This window comes from Nostoc sp., from assembly GCF_036917815.1.
Taxonomy (GTDB): domain Bacteria; phylum Cyanobacteriota; class Cyanobacteriia; order Cyanobacteriales; family Nostocaceae; genus Nostoc.
Genome location: NZ_JBALEK010000022.1, coordinates 40,761 through 58,086 on the forward strand (window position 1 = coordinate 40,761; position 17,326 = coordinate 58,086).

The 17,326-nt window shown below is 40.1% G+C and carries 10 protein-coding genes; 5 read left to right on the forward strand and 5 right to left on the reverse strand.

Features of this window, described 5'->3' with window-relative positions:
- Nucleotides 1-38: 38 nt before the first annotated feature.
- The 3 genes from V7K97_RS06320 to V7K97_RS06330 all read left to right on the forward strand — a co-directional run bounded on the left by V7K97_RS06320 (nucleotide 39) and on the right by V7K97_RS06330 (nucleotide 4,518).
- Complete coding sequence (locus V7K97_RS06320) at nucleotides 39-1,676, forward strand: glycosyltransferase family 39 protein (protein WP_334799921.1); 1,638 nt, start codon at nucleotides 39-41, stop codon at nucleotides 1,674-1,676.
- 65 nt (nucleotides 1,677-1,741) lie between these two features.
- Nucleotides 1,742-2,266 carry a GtrA family protein gene (locus V7K97_RS06325; protein ID WP_334799923.1) on the forward strand — a complete coding sequence of 175 codons (525 nt, stop codon included), beginning with the start codon at nucleotides 1,742-1,744 and terminating at the stop codon, nucleotides 2,264-2,266.
- A gap of 209 nt (nucleotides 2,267-2,475) precedes the next feature.
- Nucleotides 2,476-4,518: an alpha-amylase family glycosyl hydrolase gene (locus tag V7K97_RS06330; protein ID WP_334799924.1), complete on the forward strand. Its 2,043-nt coding sequence runs from the start codon at nucleotides 2,476-2,478 to the stop codon at nucleotides 4,516-4,518.
- A 73-nt stretch (nucleotides 4,519-4,591) separates the two neighbouring features.
- On the opposite strand, the gene V7K97_RS06335 is transcribed toward V7K97_RS06330, so the two are convergent.
- Both V7K97_RS06335 and V7K97_RS06340 read right to left on the reverse strand, forming a co-directional pair.
- Nucleotides 4,592-5,872 carry an MFS transporter gene (locus V7K97_RS06335; RefSeq protein WP_334706514.1) on the reverse strand — a complete coding sequence of 427 codons (1,281 nt, stop codon included), beginning with the start codon at nucleotides 5,870-5,872 and terminating at the stop codon, nucleotides 4,592-4,594.
- Nucleotides 5,873-5,926: 54 nt separating this feature from the next.
- Nucleotides 5,927-6,109, reverse strand: coding sequence for a hypothetical protein (locus V7K97_RS06340; RefSeq protein WP_334799925.1), 183 nt, complete (start codon nucleotides 6,107-6,109; stop codon nucleotides 5,927-5,929).
- Nucleotides 6,110-6,307: 198 nt separating this feature from the next.
- On the opposite strand from V7K97_RS06340, the gene V7K97_RS06345 reads away from it, so the two are divergent.
- Both V7K97_RS06345 and V7K97_RS06350 read left to right on the forward strand, forming a co-directional pair.
- A complete protein-coding gene (locus V7K97_RS06345; RefSeq protein WP_334799926.1) occupies nucleotides 6,308-7,960 on the forward strand; it encodes an ABC transporter ATP-binding protein/permease in 1,653 nt (550 codons plus the stop codon).
- A 45-nt stretch (nucleotides 7,961-8,005) separates the two neighbouring features.
- Nucleotides 8,006-9,214 carry a macrolide family glycosyltransferase gene (locus V7K97_RS06350; RefSeq protein ID WP_334799927.1) on the forward strand — a complete coding sequence of 403 codons (1,209 nt, stop codon included), beginning with the start codon at nucleotides 8,006-8,008 and terminating at the stop codon, nucleotides 9,212-9,214.
- A gap of 140 nt (nucleotides 9,215-9,354) precedes the next feature.
- On the opposite strand, the gene V7K97_RS06355 is transcribed toward V7K97_RS06350, so the two are convergent.
- The 3 genes from V7K97_RS06355 to V7K97_RS06365 all read right to left on the reverse strand — a co-directional run bounded on the left by V7K97_RS06355 (nucleotide 9,355) and on the right by V7K97_RS06365 (nucleotide 17,026).
- Nucleotides 9,355-10,092, reverse strand: a complete 738-nt coding sequence (locus tag V7K97_RS06355) for a glycosyltransferase family 32 protein (RefSeq protein WP_334706509.1) — start codon at nucleotides 10,090-10,092, stop codon at nucleotides 9,355-9,357.
- A gap of 184 nt (nucleotides 10,093-10,276) precedes the next feature.
- Complete coding sequence (locus V7K97_RS06360) at nucleotides 10,277-10,489, reverse strand: MbtH family protein (protein WP_334799928.1); 213 nt, start codon at nucleotides 10,487-10,489, stop codon at nucleotides 10,277-10,279.
- Nucleotides 10,490-10,525: 36 nt separating this feature from the next.
- A complete protein-coding gene (locus V7K97_RS06365) occupies nucleotides 10,526-17,026 on the reverse strand; it encodes an amino acid adenylation domain-containing protein (protein ID WP_334799929.1) in 6,501 nt (2,166 codons plus the stop codon).
- Nucleotides 17,027-17,326: the final 300 nt, after the last annotated feature.

The window sequence follows — 17,326 nt, forward strand, 5'->3', positions numbered from 1 at the left end:
CGTTCACAACAACTTTCTTTGTAATGAGAATGCAATAAATGGACAAACCGCAATTATTAGCAAAAGCAAATCCCCCGACTTGGTTAAAAATCTTACTAATAATCCTCATTGGGTTAGGTATTTTCTTTCGCTTTGCCCATCTAGGACATAAAACATACTGCTGTGACGAATCTTGGACATCCGTAGCAATTTCTGGTCACACTGTAGCCGAGCTAAAACAGGAAGTTTATAATCATCAAGGCACAATTCCTATTAGCACCTTCGAAAAATATCAGCACATTAATCCAGATCGTGGTGTGGCTGATACAGTGAATTACTTAATCACCTCAGACCCACAGCATCCCCCCTTATATTACGTAATGGTGAGATTGTGGGTGCAAGTATTTGGAGATTCACCTACTGGGATCAGGAGTTTATCAGCACTCATCAGTCTGTTCATATTTCCCAGCGTCTATTGGTTGTGTTTAGAGTTGTTTGAGTCTCCACTTGTGGCATGGGTAGCGATGGCATTAATTGCCGTTTCTCCTTTGCAGTTATTTTTTGCTCAAGAAGCACGTCAATACAGTTTGTGGATGGTAGAGATTTTACTATCGAGTGCTGCTTTATTGCGAGCTATTAGACAAGAAAAAAAAGAAAATTGGGTTTTGTATACCCTCACCTTAGTTTTGGGATTATACACCCATTTATTCACAGTTTTGGTAATGATAGCTCATGGTATTTATCTAGTTATTCAACAACAGTTTAACTTCACCAAAACCTTACTTAATTATATATTTGTTAGTATTGCTGCCTTCTTAATGCTTTTGCCTTGGTTGATTGCGATCGTCCCCCACACTAGCACAGCACTAGAGCTAACTTCAGGGTCGGCAGTAAAGTGGATAAATAATCCCTTTGAGCTAATCGCTATTTTTTTGATTCGAGTAACTCGAATATTTTTCGATATTAATTTAACCTCAGATATATTTGCGTTTAATAGTTTTACTCTTGAAGGCTCTTTATTTTATAGTATTCCTGCGTTAATATTCAGTTTAAGCTTGATTATTTACTTGGGATTTTTTCTCAGAAAATTTCCAATCAATAAAACCAGTCTATTGATTTTTATCTTGGGGGGTTTTCCCAGCCTATTGTTAGTGATATATGACCTAATTTCTGGAGGAATTCGCTCCATTCAAGTTCGTTACCAACTGCCTTTATATCTTAGTCTAGAAATTATTGTAGCCTATATTTTAGCTTTTAATATTTTCCAAAAATCTAATTGGCAGACAAAAATACCTCAATTCCTAATAGTCGGATTGCTCATAGCAGGTTTAGTTTCTGATGCCAGATTTTTTCAAGCGGAGAATTGGTGGCTGCAATCCGATGGCCAATATATTAGGGAAACAGGTCAATTTCTCAATCAATCAGAAAAGCCTTTACTGATAATTAATGACTCTCCTGTTAATTTGGGAGGAATTCTAACCTTAAGTCATTATTTACCAAACATTTGTCTACTACCAATAGCAGATAATCTTCTGGTGCCGATTTCTCCGAAATATAGTCATATTTTATTTATGCAAAATAGTAGTAGTTTATTTCATCAAATGGAGCAAGATATAACCTATTCTTTGAAAGTGATTAAAATACTTAATTTACCACCTGGAGGTTTATGGGAATTTGAAAAAATTGAGCGAACTTGAACAGTAGTGGTTGAGATTATATAAGTGCTAGAGATGGAGTAAAAATATGATAAGTATGAACCTGAATGAATTACGATCTTCAGATTAACGATCGCACAAATCGACTATACTTAACTTGGCTGTTTATGAGTCAGCTGATTCGTTTCGCCATAGTGGGTTTAAGTGGTGTATTTGTAGACTTGGGAGGATTCTATGTTCTGCATACCCTGTTGGGTTGGTTGTTAACTCCGAGTGCAATACTTTCAACAGAGATAGCAATCATTAATAATTTTCTCTGGAATGATGTATGGACTTTTGGTGATGTGTCTGTTCAGCAACAATTAGTCCAGCGTTTGCAACGTTTTTTCAAATTCAACCTAATTTGTTTTTTTGGACTTATTTTCAATGCTTTAATTGTGAATTGGCTGTTTTATCGATTTAGAGTGAATGAATATTTGGCAAAATTGGTAGCAATCCTTTGTGTGACTTTTTGGAACTTTTCGCTTAACTGGAAGGTTAACTGGCAAACAAAGGAGACAAAAGTAGATGTTTTGAGAGATGGTGATAAGGCAAATCTCTCAATTTTTATGCTGATGATACAGTGGATTTAGTATTTTACAAATATGGAAAAACTGGAAAGAGAAAAACCGATATTCGCTAATAATTTGAATATAAAGAAATTTTATGTAATATTTAATACAAATAATAGTAATATGCAAGGATGATTTCTAGAAGAAAATTTTGATTTATGAATCGGGAAGTCCATTACCTGAGATAAATTGTTTGCCAACTCCCCATCTTTAATTCGTAGGAATGCTATATGCGCTATTTTGACGAATACTGTGAAGTACATCTCGACCCTAGCACAGCACCATATACTTGGGTGTTTAGGAGTGATGAAAAAATCTCCCTCAGATTTGGTGTTCACTTATCTAAAAATCCAGATTCTGGTCAGATAGCGTATGAATTGAATGATGGACAAGGATATTGCGATTCAGATCGAATTACGGCACAAACTGAAAGCATTATAGAAAATGGCTTCCAAATGTTCTCACTCATCCTACCACCTATCAGTAATGGGGGAGGATATCGCTACAGTTTAGGTTATGTGGATACATTTGGTAATGAACATACAAGCACGCAATCGCATTTTTTGTTAGTCTGTGATGAAGCACCCCGCTCAATGGCTGAAATTCCATCTGTATTCCTGGGCTATGTAGATAATCAGCCTTTATATGGACTAAAACCAAAGGTTGCAATGACATCTAGTCCTAATAATTGGGAAGCACGTCTATTTTACTCAATCATGATCGATCGATTTGCTCGCAGTGCAGACAGCAACTACACTGGTCTAAGTGCAGTCAAATACGATCCGACTTCCCCCTATACAAGTCATGGTGGGACTATTCGGGGCGTAATTGAGCAGATAACATACTTGAAGTCATTGGGAATTGGAGCCATTATCCTCAGCCCTGTGTATGTCAACGCTGCTGATGGCTATCATGGCTATCATCCCATCCACCTGTTGATGGTTGATCCACGTCTGGGTACACTTATGTGTCTGCGTGAGTTGGTGAAAACTGCTCATGAAGCTGATATTGCAGTCATTTTAGACGTAGTTAACAACCATATTGCAGATAGCATTAACTGGGAAGAGTATGGGGGCCCACCAGGGGGAGAGTTCAAGTATGTGCAAGGTGATGACTTTGCAGTCATGCCTTTTCCTATAGAAGCACGTAACACATTACTCTTCCACGGGCCTGAATACACTGATATGGTAAATCAAAGACTCTTTGGCTTTCTGGAAGATTGGCGAACAGAGACAAGTTATGTCCGAGAATTGCTGATTCAACATCTAAAATACTGGATTGCAGAAACAGATATTGATGGCTTCCGATACGATTCAGCACGTCATGTTGGTCTTGATTTCTGGGAGCCTTGCGTTGAAGAAATATCAAGGTATGCTGCCTATCTTGGGAAAAAGCAGTTTTTGCAAATAGCCGAACACGCTGGCAGTACCCATGAAGAAGTAATTGCCTACAATGGGGCTAAATTTTCAAATCTGATCGACTACCCTACTTATTATGCTGTCAAGCATTCTTTGACTGATGGTAATTGGCTAGGGGGTTTGGCAGATTATTTTTGTGGTTTTCTAGAGCCATCACACGCATATCATGCTGGTTGGCGGAATAATATTATGTTCCTCGATAACCAAGATACAAGTAGAATTTTCCATCAATTCTTAAGTTGTCTGGGAAGCCAAAATGAAGCGCGAGTCCGTTTATATTTTGCACTTGCTTGCTTGATTTTAGGGCCACAAATACCTTCTATCTATCAAGGAACAGAGCAAGAATTTTCTGGGGCTTTAGGGATGCATCACCATCAGGATACAGGTGAGTGCATTGGTCATGATTGCTATGTGCGGGAAGATATGTTTGATAACCCTGGGTGTGTGTGGGAGTTTGGGCCGATTAACCGCAAAATTTTTGAACCATATAATAAAAACCACCCAAGTTTTTTACTAATTCGACAGCTTGCCGAAATTAGGTTTCAAAACAGACTAATTCAGAGTGGAAACCGCACTCTCTTATGCTCTAGGAATAATGGTCTCTGGTGTGTACTCATTCATGGTGCAGAGTATGAACAGCCGCTTTTCATTGCGATGAACCTGGGAGCCACACCAGTATTGGAGGAGGCTTTCAAAATTCCTAATTGGTACGGGGAGTTCTGCGGAGTCGATATGCTGATTGCTACATCAGGTGGAGTATTCCATCTTGTGGAAGGTGGTATGCGAATTAAACTTCCACCATTCACATTTGTCTTAGGACGACTATTACAGGCGACAAGTAAAGCTCAAGAATAGGAGCAAGTTTTATTGCCTCTCTAATCTCTACATGGGGGACACCTTGCTTGCTGAAGATTCAAAATCAGGCACATTAACTATTAACTTCTAAGTCTCGGATGGCAGGGTATTGGGAGCCGATAAATGCTGTTACTAATATAAAACACCCGATAATTACGAACAATAGTCCAATACCACGACCAGGCCCAGAGCCAATTATTTGGCCAACCAGTACTTGAGACCAAAGTCCATCAAAAGCCATCAGTGGCTCGAAAACATAGTCAGCTAGTGGGCCTGCAACGATCGCAGCTAGCGGTACAGCGACCCCCCACATCGCTCCGGTTAATGCAAATACTCTTCCCTGTACCGACTCAGCAACTTTTGTCTGCAAGATAACTTGCACTGAGCCATTGATGAAAGGTGCAGTCAGGAAGAAAAGTAAAGTAGCGATCGCAATTTGGATGATAGAAGGCCGTAAACCAGCAATGGCAATGCACACCCCACTCAATGACATAGTGATTAGAACAGGGCTGATCAAGTTCTGCCAACTATTCTTCCATGTACTCATCACTATAGCCCCTACGAACATACCAAGACCGCTAGCAAATGCAATCTGTCCTAAGTTAGCTGGCGTAGTTAAAGAAAGAATTAGGGGAAAGGTTAGTACACTGACAAAGCCAACCAGGAATTGGTAAACCGTAAACAGAATCACAAAGCTGAGTAGTCCAGGACGCTGTGTTAGATAAGTCCAGCCATACAGTGTTTCTTGCAAAAGTGAGGCAGGCGGAGTGTCCTCATTGGCATCAGTAGCTTGGCTTAACTCCGGGAATCGCACTAACAGAAGGGGAACAAGGGCAACTAGTAAAGTTGCGAAGTCGATGATGAGAATGCCTCTTTGCTTAACAATACCCAGCAAAATACCTGCTAGTAAAGGCGAGATGATTTGCTGAATGCCCATTCCCAATTGAATCATACCGCTCACCCGCGCTAAATCTTCTTGAGGCACCAAAGAGGTAATGGAAGCTTTATAAGCGGGCGTATGGAAAGCACCGATGATGGAAGTGATGATATTTCTGAGATAGATGTGCCAAATCTCTAGTTGACCAATACTTATTAGCAGTATCAGAATTAGTGTAGATAGTCCTTTAAAGACATGACTAATAATCATTATCCAGCGACGATCCCAACGATCGACTAATGTGCCTGCTATTGGCGAAATGACAATGAGTGGTATTGTACAAGTCAGGGTAAGGAAAGCAAATTGGGTAGCAGAGCCAGTTTGCTGGAATACCGAGATATCCAGAGCAAACCCAGTCATAGAGACGCCAATCAGAGAAATTAATTGTCCTAACCAAATAAATGTGAAAATACGCATTTTTATGTATAAAATTATGGTTTAGTTGTCGTTCTGTATTATATGTATACTTGGTCAAGTTGAGATGAAAGTACTACTTATTGTAACTAAGAGGAAGTGCGTAAACTCTAGATTGTGGAGTAGTTCTACAGGAATAAAGTTAGCGATCGCGAGTAGGGGGTAAATTGCGATCGTCAAGGACACTCTCTTTTGAACCTGTACCTGATTAATCCCTACCGCAGTAACTATAGGACTCATATTTGATTTTTGAAAAAAACTCAGTACACCTTTATTCCTTCTTCCCAGTCCCCAGTCCCCAGTCCCCAGTCCCTTACTTCTACGAGTGATTCAGAAATCAAAGACGCTCGATGACTCGCTACCGCTTCGCTATCGGATTGCTATAGAAGGCATAGTTATGAAAATCCTCAGAACTAGAAAAATTTATATAGTCTACAAATGAATCGATTCAGCTTGAAAGCGGTTAAACGGTTTTGGGCGATCGCTCAACTCTATTGGTTAGGTAATGAAAAACGAGGTGCTATAGGTTTACTTGTGCTTCTGGGAGTTTTATTGTTAGCTACTACCCAAGTCAAGGTATTGTTAAATAGTAAACAAGGAGATTTAATCTCTGCCCTTTCCGCTCATAATAGTACTAAATTCTGGCAAGGTATACTAGTTGCGTTCGGGGGAATAATTGTCTTTGGTTTCCTAAATTCTGCCTATGGTTATCTGCGAGAGACAATCGGCGTTTATTGGCGACGATGGTTGACCCATCATTTACTTAATCAATATTTCAAAAATCGCGCTTTTTATGAGCTGAGTAACTCCCACAAAGAGATTGATAACCCAGACCAACGTATTTCTGAAGATGTTGCCAATTTCTGCCAGCAATCTATTCAATTTTTGGTCAACTGTCTGGAATCTGTTTTTGTAGTAATTGCTTTTAGTGTCATTCTCTGGTCTATTTCAAAAAATCTAGTTATTGTTCTGGTAATTTACTCCATTTTAGCCTACGCCATAACAATTGGGTTCTATGGCAAAAAATTAACGCAACTAAATTTTGAACAACTCAAAAAAGAAGCTGATTTTCGCTTTGGTTTAGTTCGTATAAGAGAGAATGCCGAGTCTATTGCTTTTTATAACGGTATCCTTCAAGAAGCCAACAAAATTAAACTTATATTTAATGAGGTTTTTAAGAATTTTAAGCGATTGATATTATGGTCAGAGGTGTATTTAAATATATTTAAATATCAGTTTGGTTATCTACCCTGGATCATACCAGCATTGATTTTAGGAAACCAAATTCTGTCAGGTGAAACAGAGGTAGGAAAAGTTACAGAAGCGGGTGGTGCCTTTGGGCAGGTCGCTTTTTCTGTGAATCTGATTATGTATCAGTTTGAAAAATTCACTAAGTTTGCTGCTTCAATTAATCGCCTATACATATTTTCTGAATATCTCAAACAGCCAAGCAAAGCAATAGCTAATGCTAAAACTATTGATATTGTCATAGACAGCCGTTTAGCGTTGGAAAACCTGGCTGTCCAAACTCCCAATTATCAAAAAACTTTATTTAGTAACCTTTCTGTAGCATTGCAAACAGGGCAGGGATTACTAATTATGGGAGATAGCGGTTGTGGTAAAAGTTCTTTGTTGCGTGCCTTAGCTGGTTTATGGAATTCGGGAACAGGTGTAATTGTTCGTCCAGAATTAGAAGAAATACTATTTTTACCGCAGCGCCCTTATATGATTTTAGGGACTCTTCGGGAGCAGTTAATCTATCCTAACGCCAAGGTTGATCTGAGTCATGAAGAACTTCATCAAGTTCTTCACAGAGTAAATTTATCAGACTTAGCAGAACGGTTTGGTGGTTTTGAGGTCGAGCAAGATTGGAGCGATCTTCTTTCTTTAGGGGAACAACAAAGATTAGCTTTTGCTCGGCTTTTAGTTACGAAACCAAAATATGCAATTTTAGATGAAGCAACTAGTGCTTTAGATATTAACAACGAACAACATCTTTATAGTCTTTTAGTAGAAACAGGGATAACCTTTATTAGTGTTGGTCATCGCCCTAGTCTCAAGAAATATCATCAGGTCATTGTTAATCTTTAAATTTGTCAAACTAACAGGGCATTCTCTATGAATCGTGTAATATTTATGAACGTTTCAGCTGCCGGACACGTAATTCCCACCTTTGGATTAGTAACGGAGTTGATGAAAAGAGGTGAAGAGGTAATTTACTACGAGGTTCCCCATTTTCAACAAGAAATCGAGTCTTTTGGAGCTGCTTTTCGTTGCTATCCTCAACTTAATCCTGAGACAGCACCACCATCTGAAAATGAAATGTCTCTAGTGCCCTCTTTAACTTGGTGTACTCGTGAAATGCTACCAGCACTCTTAGAATCAGTGCGTGCAGAAAAGCCAGATTATATTATTCACGACTCTCTCTGTCTCTGGGGAAGACTAGTGGCGCAGTTGCTCAATATTCCCGCTGTTAATTCCATTGCTACAGCTGCTTTTACTCCAGAAAGTTTCTATGAATGTCCTTGGCTGAGGAAGAAACTACCACGATTGTTAAAAGAGGCGGCTGTCGGGATGAAGCACTATCGTCAACATCAACGTGAGTTACGAGCAACTTATGGTGTACCTCCAATTAAATTTGTTGACACTTTTACTAATATTGAACCTTTCAACATTTGTTATTTACCTATAGAACTCCAACCTTATAGCGATAAATTTGATGAACGCTTTCATTTTGTTGGCCCTTGTAATCCAGTGCGGGCAGTAGAATATGATTTCCCAATGGAGAAATTGCATTCATCTAAGCTCATCCTGATTTCATTTGGGAATATTCACGACCCAGGTTTGGGATTTTACCAGAAATGCATTGAGGCTTTTGCTAACACCGATGCTCAGGTAGTAATGGTGTTGAGTCCAGCTTTAGATATCACACTTCTAGGAGATATCCCAGAAAACTTTATCATTCGACCTATGGGTACTGTTCCCCAATTACAAATATTAGAACGTGCCAGTCTATTCATTATGCACGGAGCAGGCGGTGGAACACGGGAAGCTGTCTGGTATTCGGTACCAATGATTGCAGTACCACAAACTTATGAGCAAGAAATCATTTCCCGCCGCATTCAGGAGCAGGGTGCAGGAATTATGATGATGTTAGAAGATATAACTTCAGAATGCTTGCAGCAGACGGCACAACGAATTTTTGATAATAACTCTTTCCGAGTAAATAGTGGTCGTTTGGGTGATGCTTGTCGTGCGGCTGGCGGAGTAAAGCGAGCGGGAGATGAAATTCTGCGATATGTTTATGAACAGAAATCTTCACAGCCATTACAATATATATCTTAATTGCTGCTAGAGAAGTTAGAAAAAATTTGTAAATAAGTTATACCAATTCTCCATGAAGATGCACTTAAATTCACAGAAAATTGGTATTACATAATTTTTTTGAAGTGAGCTTCTTTTATAAACAAGCTCACGCGAAAGAATCACATAGTACCTTTGAGAAAAGAGCGAAAGAACCAGTATGGTTCTAAAAGCATACCGAATAAAACTCTAGTTATCTGGTGTTTTGCAGGCAACCAAGAAGTAGTCATGTGGTGTATGGTATAAGTCTCTGAGCTAGGCTGACTCTTGAAGATTTTGCCGTTTAGTTCCATTGGAGCACCTGGTTCAAAAATATATCCTGGGCATATACGAACTGTGGGACTTTCATGGAATTTACTTGCTACTACGGAATCATTTAACATGATAGGCCCGGTGCTGTAGCCCACATAATAAGGCATGGTATTTTGGGCTGAATTATCTTTGCGTTTTTGTAATTCATCGAAGACTTTTAACCAGAGGGGATGCCCTGGAACACTTCCCATAATGGCATTACTAAAGCAAACTAATTTTGAAAGCACAAGCTCAAAATCTGCTAATAAATCATCAAGTGGTTTGAGGCATTCAATATCCATATCAATATAGAAGCCTCCATAATGGTGAAGGATGAAATAGCGTATGGCATCAAAACGTTGAATTTTATGGGGATAAGCATCAAATATTGGCAGAAACCAGGAATAATTATCTGCCATAAATTTCCTTGCTCTGGCTTCATCCCAAAATTGGTGTTGCCAATCAGGGTGATGATGCAAAACTGTTTGATGATAACGACGATATTTTTCTGGTATGGCTGCTTCTCCCAGAAAAAAAATCTGATGGATTATTTTGGGAATTTTAGTCATGGAGTATGTTGAGGAATGGGCTGGGGAAATAGAGAAGAATTAGAGCGTTTTATTGAATAAATAGAATAAATTCCAGCGAATGACCAAAATTATCCTATTTATCCAATAATTACCTTCAATTTTCCTTTACATGCTTCTTTTCTCTCCCCCTGCCTCTTCTAACTCCCTTGCTCCCCCTGCTCTCTTATTCCCGCATCGCCTGACGTAAACTTAAAGGACGCATATCTGTCCATACTTCTTCGATATAGGCTAAACATTCAGCTTTAGGGCCTTCTTTGCCTATTGATTTCCATCCTAATGGCAGTTCCTGTTTCCATTTCGGCCAAATTGAATATTGTTCTTCATGATTGACTACTACAAGATAAATAATTTCGTCGTTGTGTTCGTTGTTACTCATGGTTTTTTAGGCTCCTTTATTTTGGTGATTGGTCTATTACCCATTACCTTTAATTAATATGCCATGATCGCTTAAGTTTACAGAACGGCGTTGACGCGATGATTTGGGAATATCGGCGGTTGTTTGCATAGATGGAGAAGCTGCTAGTAAAAGAGCGATCGCTTCTGGGGTGCGATGGGTGAATAATTGAGGTAGGGGAAACTCGGTTTGATAGCTTTGGCGCAAACGGATGGCTAATTGGGTAACTAGCAGGGAATCTCCGCCAATTTCAAAGAAATCATCGGTAATTCCTACCCGTTCTATTTGTAATAAACTAGCCATCAGGGAACAGATAGTTGCTTCTTGGTCATTTCTGGGTGCAATGTAAGGTTTATTTGTCCCACTCCAATCGGGTGCGGGTAAGGCTTTGTAGTCTACTTTGCCGTTAACTGTTAAGGGAATTGCTTCTAGTGGCACATAGACCACTGGAATCATATAGTCTGGTAATTTGCTCTTTAAAAACTCTGGTAAGACGGTTTTCAAGTCGGAATCGGTATTAGAGATAAAATAGGCAATTAGCCGATTATCTCCATTTGCAGCTTTCCTTACAGTGACTAAGGCTTCTTTTACTTGGGAGTGAGTGCTGATAACAGTGGCAATTTCACCTAGTTCAATACGAAAACCGCGTATTTTAACCTGCTGGTCGGCGCGTCCGAGATATTCTAGTTCGCCATTCGGTAGACGACGCGCTAAATCTCCACTGCGATATAGACGACTACCAAGAGTTTTGGCGTAGGGGTCGGGAATAAATCTCTCTGCACTTAAACGAGGCTGATGCAGATAACCCCGCGTCACTCCCGCACCGCCAATATAGATTTCCCCAGGAACCCCTATCGGCATTGGTTCCAGGTTCTCATCTAAGATATAGAGATTTAAATCGGGAATCGGTTGACCAATAACGCTACCTCGATTGGCGTTTATATCTGCTTGGGTAATCGGTCTATAGGTGACATGAACGGTGGTTTCGGTAATACCGTACATATTAATTAATCTCGGTTTTTCGTCGCCATAGAACTCAAACCACGGTTGTAGGCTTGGTAGTTCTAAGGCTTCTCCCCCGAAAATAACGTAACGTAAAGGTAGCTTTTGTGTCTCTAATGTGGCTACTTGGATTAATTGCTTGAAGGCTGAGGGAGTTTGATTTAATACCGTAACTTTGTGGTTTTGGAGCAGTTGGAAAAAGTCTTTTGGTGAGCGACTTGTCCAATAGGGGACTACGACTAATTGACCGCCATGCAGTAAAGCTCCCCACAGTTCCCAAACAGAGAAGTCGAAGGCGTAGGAGTGAAACAACGTCCAAACATCTGCGCTGTTAAATTCAAACCAGGATTGAGTGGCTTTGAGCAGGCGGATAACGTTGGCATGGGTAACAACACAACCTTTAGGTTTGCCTGTGGAACCACTAGTATAAATTATATAGGCTGGGTGCTCTGGAAATATCTCGACTGCCAAGGACTTATGGCTTTGATTTTCTAGTTGGGTGGCTATATCTTCTAGAATGATAATTTCGGTATCACCTGCGAGAATTTGGGGAACGACTGAACGCTGGGTGATGAGTAGAGAAACGCCACTATCTTGTAATAGAAATTCTATGCGATCGCTTGGATGACTAGTATCAACAGGAACATAAGCACCACCAGCTTTGAGGATTGACAGGATGGCTATTACTAAATGTTCGGAACGTTCCAAACAAAGCCCTACAAGGGTTTCTGGCTTAACGCCTTTACTTTTTAGGTAATGTGCAAGGCGATTGGAACAAGTATCTAATTCTGCAAAACTGAGAGTAGTTTCTTGGAAACAGAGGGCGGTTTTGTCTGCATATTGGGACACCGCTTGAGCAAAGGCAAAAACCAGGGTTTTGTTAGATAGATAACTGGCTGAGTCGAGATTGGAAGCTTGCAGTAGGCTTTGACGTTCTTGAGAAGAGAGGAGCGATCGCTTGTGGTATGGTGTTTGTGGTTGAGTGGCGAGTTCAGTCAGGGCAGTTTGATAATACTTGCTATATTGCTCAACTTGTGTATCCAAAAACTGCTGCACGTCATAGATTAAATTCAATTGTAGGGCTGCACTTCCAGGAACCAAACAAAACTCTACCAAGAAGGGAAAGTCTGTCTCTTCAAAAATATCAACGTTTTTAACTTCAACTTGGGGTAGATTTAGCAGTCCTTCATATACGTGAAAATGGACGTAGTTGAATCCCACTTCAAATAAAGGACGCCGATCGATTAGGCGTTGCATCTCAGCTAAAGGGAAATTCCGATAAGGAAGAATGTCCCGTTCAGCATGGAAAACGCTTTGGATTAACTCTAACCAACTACCGGATGTCAATTCCATCCTCAACGGTACCGTATTGACGAACAAACCTAACAGATTTTGACTGTCAAGGGTTTCGGGTCGTCCATTGATGACGTTACCAGTCACGACTTGATTTTGTCCAGTTAAAAAGGAGAGAACGCGTAGATGCACAGCTAAAAGCGCTGTTTTCAGAGGAACTCCGGCATTTTTAGCAAGTTTGCGGAGGCTATTAGCTAACTGCTCGTCAATGGTGATTGATAAGCGTTGCAGATGGCGTTGTAAAGACATTGAATGCTCTACATTCAGACGCGGGAGGGTGCTAACTTCCAAATTGCTGAGATGTTTTTGCCAAAATTCTTGCAGTTGTTTGTCAGCGATCGCTTGTTGTTCTTGAGCGATAAAATCTCTGTAAGCAATCTCTGGAACTGTCAATGCTGGAACATTTCCAGTTTCTAAATACTGAACATAACGTTGTAATAATTGCGTGAGTAATGTTGCGACACTCCAACCATCCAGAATGACGTGGTGAAAACTGAAGCTGAAGCTGAGTTGGTCATCTGAGAGTCGGTGAATCTGGAAGCGGAATAAGGGAGGTTTCGCAATATTAAAGGAGCGGGTTTTTTCAGACTCAATCCATTTGGCGACTTGATGAGGTGCATTCGCTCCCAAATTACGCAAATCGACAACCGTTAAAGGTAATTCAACTTGAGCGCGAACAATTTGAATCGGCGTGCTGTATCCTGTCCAGTGGAAAGAAGTCCGCAATACTGGATGTGCGCGACAAATATCAGCGATCGCATTTTTCCAAGCCGCTTCTGAATAAGTAAGGCGTAAATCAAAGGTGAAAATTTGGTGGAAAATTGCCGAGTCAGGATGCATCTCACTGTGATAGAGCATTCCCCCCTGTAAACTAGAGAGGGGATAAGCATCTTCTGCATCTTTTGGTAAGCGCTGGCGATCGCTTTCTGATATAAGGTAAATAGCGGTAGTTTCACTCAATGCAGTTGTAGTTAATACTGCTTTTTTAACAGGCAACTGGCGCACAGTTGCAAATTCATAGAGGTCTCTGGCGGAAATTGCAAAACCTGCTTTTTTAGCTTTGGCAATAACTTGCAAAGCCAAAATCGAATCACCGCCAATTTCAAAGAAATTATCGTCAATCCCGACTTTTTCCACACCAAGGACTGCGGCTACAATTGCACAGAAGCTTTCTTCATCAGCATTGCGGGGAGCTACATAGTCTTCTTCTACCCTTAAAAGGTTCCAATCGGTCGCAGGTAATGCTTGTGTATCAATTTTACCATTAACAGTCAAAGGAAAGGCTTCTAAACTTACGTAAGCTGCTGGTACCATATAATCAGGCAGCTTGGTTTTGAGGTACTGACGCAGTTCATTGGTATTAGGATGGGATTCCCCTGGAACATAATAAGCAATCAGCCTATTTTCTTCTTCCCATTCATCAGTCAAAATCAAAGCTTCACGAACTTGAAAATGGGACGTTAGCGCTGTTTGGATTTCTCCCAACTCAATCCGAAAACCGCGAATTTTGACTTGTCTATCTATTCTTCCTAAATATTCTAAATCTCCGTTAGGCAATCTCCGCGCTAAATCGCCACTGCGGTAAAGTCGTCCTTCTGCAAAAGGATTCGGTAAAAATCGTTCTGCTGTGAGTGCGGGACGATTTAAGTAACCGCCAGTCACCCCTCCACCGGCTACATAAATTTCTCCTGGTAATCCATCAGCAACGGGTTCTAGTTTTTCATCAAGCAGGTATATTTGCAAGTCGGGAATCTCTGTACCGATTACACTAGCACGATTTTTGCTAAGGTCGGACTGGGAAATGGGGCGATAGGTGACGTGAACGGTGGTTTCTGTAATCCCGTACATATTAATTAAACGCGGGGTTTTATCCCCGTACCTTTCCAGCCAGGGACGCAGACTTGGCAAATCCAAAGCTTCACCGCCAAAGATAACATAGCGCAACGCCAGTTTTCCCACACTGGCTTCGTCGGCGCGAATCAGTTGGTTGAAGGCGGAAGGAGTTTGATTCAGGACAGTTACTTTTTCTGTGGTGAGAAATTCGCGGAATGATTCTGGCGATCTACTCAACCAGAACGGAATAATAATCACTTTTCCCCCGTAAAGTAAAGCTCCCCACAATTCCCAAACGGAAAAATCAAAGGCGAAGGAGTGAAACAGCGTCCAAATATCTTGTTCGTTAAAGCCAAACCAAGCTTCTGTGGAACGCATTAACCGGATGGCGTTAGCATGGGTTACAACACAACCTTTGGGCGTACCAGTGGAACCACTCGTGTAAATTATATAAGCTGGAAATTCTGGTTTTAAGTAGATTGCTGGCGATGTATCTGGTTGATTGCTAAGTTCCTTTTCTATAGATTTAAAGGTAAATGCTACTACTTTTTTGTGAGTCAATTCTGATAAAATTGAGTCTTCAGAAATGAATGCGAAAATCCCGCTATCTTGCAGAATTAGTTGCAGACGTGCAGAGGGAGAATTAGGATCTAGAGGAACATAGGCTGCACCAGCTTTCAGGATTCCTAGTATGGCAATAATTGCGTTTTCAGAACGTTCTAAACATAATCCTACTCGTGTTCCTGGCTGCACTCCTTGGCTTTGTAAATAATGAGCTAGGCGATTCGCCTTTGCATTGAGTTCGGCGTAGGTGAGCGTGATTTTGTTAAATTGAACTGCTGGATTTTCAGGATATTTGTTGGCCGTGCTATCAAAAGCGCAAATGAGTGTTTCTATGGTTGACGCGAAACCTAACCCCCTAATTTCCTTACCTTGTAGGAAAGGGGGAAGATTCAAAGCCTCTCCGCTAAAAGGGGAGAGGTTTTCCAAATCCCGTGAAATCCTTACTTCCGGTAATACAATAGAAAGGCTAGAAATGGTTTGTTCTAAATTTTCTCCAGCTTTATTAAACAGGTTTTGGAAGTTGGTAACTATCTGTTCTACTCTCTCAGAATCTAGATAAGAAAGGTTGTAGTCAAAATCAATTTTGATGTCACTATGTTCCTCATATTCTCGCACATAGATAATCAGTGGAACTTTTTGTTGATGACTGTAGAGAGGAACACAGCTTGTTTTAGTATCAGCAAAACATTCGTTGTAATCGTGCCTTTCGTAGGAAAGATAAACTTCAAATAAATGGTCTTTGCTGCTTGGTTGTAAGCCAGAGATTCGCTTTATTTCTCCTAAGGGAAAGCGTTGATGGCGATAGTCTTGCCGCAATAAAGAGCGGATTTTATCTAGAAGTTCATGGACTGTTTTATTGCCATCGATCTCCACCCAGAACGGAATAGTGCTGACAAATAAACCAATGGCATCCTTGAAGCTTTTTTTGTTGCGATTTAAAAGAGACAAACCAACAACTAAATTACTTTTATTATAGCGTTTAGTTAAATAAATTGTAACTAAACCTAAAATTAGATGAAAGACATTCGATTGAATATTTTGGCAAAGAGTATTAACCCGGTTATATTGCTCGCGAGAAATATAAATAGATTGACGGTTTCCCATCAATTGTTGGGGCTTAATTTGAGGAAAAATCTTAGATGAAACCTGTTTGAGGCGTTGCTGCCAATATTCGCGATCGCGCTGAAAATTCTTGGATTCTAAATACTCTGATTCTTCCTGAAGATATTCAATTAAAGACCAATTTATTTCTGTTTGATTATCCGCACCTTTGGTGATAAGTTGATTATAAGTCTTGATGACTTCCCTGAAGAAAATAGAGGTTCCCCAACCATCGGTGATGGCATGATGATATTTAGCAAAAATAATATGTTTTTGGCTGTTAGTACGAATTAGTTGAAAAGCCACAAGTGGGGAATTTTTCCCAAAGCTAAAAGGCATGGAAAATTGCCTGTTTATATACTCTTCGGCATCTCGTTCACTATTTTCATGACTTGAAAAATCAACCAAAGTCACTTTTACATCTTGATGCGGTGCAATTGTCTGCAAAGGCTTACCTTCAGATTCATAAATTCGCGTTCGTAAACCTGGATGACAGCGAATTACTTTGTTAATAGCATAATTGAAAACTTCAATATCAAAAGTACCCTGAACCGTGACAACTGCACCGATATTCAGATGGGAGCCTTCCGACCACATCATTTGGTCAATATAAATTTCTCTTTGATTGATTGATAATGGTAATATTTTATTCGCAGTGTCTGTCATAATTCCTTAAACAAATTAACCTTTCTTAGGGAGTAAAGCTTTGGGATAATTGGCTTTTAGCCCAAGTTAATATTTACTAAGCACACACGGAGTGAAAAATCTACTGTTTCTACAGAATATATACAACTGAGTTAATTATTTAACGCTTACCCTCAATTTGACACAAAACAGTAAAGTATCAAAATTAACTATGTAAGCCCCGTCATTCATAAATATGGATTAGCTCATTTTAGTTAGAATGTTTTCATTTTGATAATTTTATCACAAAAGCTATAACTACAACTTATTATTAGTCAAAGT

Bases quoted from the DNA above. Each gene is read 5' to 3' on its own strand.
- V7K97_RS06320 (WP_334799921.1), top strand. From the start codon at position 39: ATGGACAAACCGCAATTATTAGCAAAAGCAAATCCCCCGACTTGGTTA.
- V7K97_RS06325 (WP_334799923.1), top strand. From the start codon at position 1,742: ATGAATTACGATCTTCAGATTAACGATCGCACAAATCGACTATACTTA.
- V7K97_RS06330 (WP_334799924.1), top strand. From the start codon at position 2,476: ATGCGCTATTTTGACGAATACTGTGAAGTACATCTCGACCCTAGCACA.
- V7K97_RS06335 (WP_334706514.1), bottom strand. From the start codon at position 5,872: ATGCGTATTTTCACATTTATTTGGTTAGGACAATTAATTTCTCTGATT.
- V7K97_RS06340 (WP_334799925.1), bottom strand. From the start codon at position 6,109: ATGAGTCCTATAGTTACTGCGGTAGGGATTAATCAGGTACAGGTTCAA.
- V7K97_RS06345 (WP_334799926.1), top strand. From the start codon at position 6,308: ATGAATCGATTCAGCTTGAAAGCGGTTAAACGGTTTTGGGCGATCGCT.
- V7K97_RS06350 (WP_334799927.1), top strand. From the start codon at position 8,006: ATGAACGTTTCAGCTGCCGGACACGTAATTCCCACCTTTGGATTAGTA.
- V7K97_RS06355 (WP_334706509.1), bottom strand. From the start codon at position 10,092: ATGACTAAAATTCCCAAAATAATCCATCAGATTTTTTTTCTGGGAGAA.
- V7K97_RS06360 (WP_334799928.1), bottom strand. From the start codon at position 10,489: ATGAGTAACAACGAACACAACGACGAAATTATTTATCTTGTAGTAGTC.
- V7K97_RS06365 (WP_334799929.1), bottom strand. From the start codon at position 17,026: ATGACAGACACTGCGAATAAAATATTACCATTATCAATCAATCAAAGA.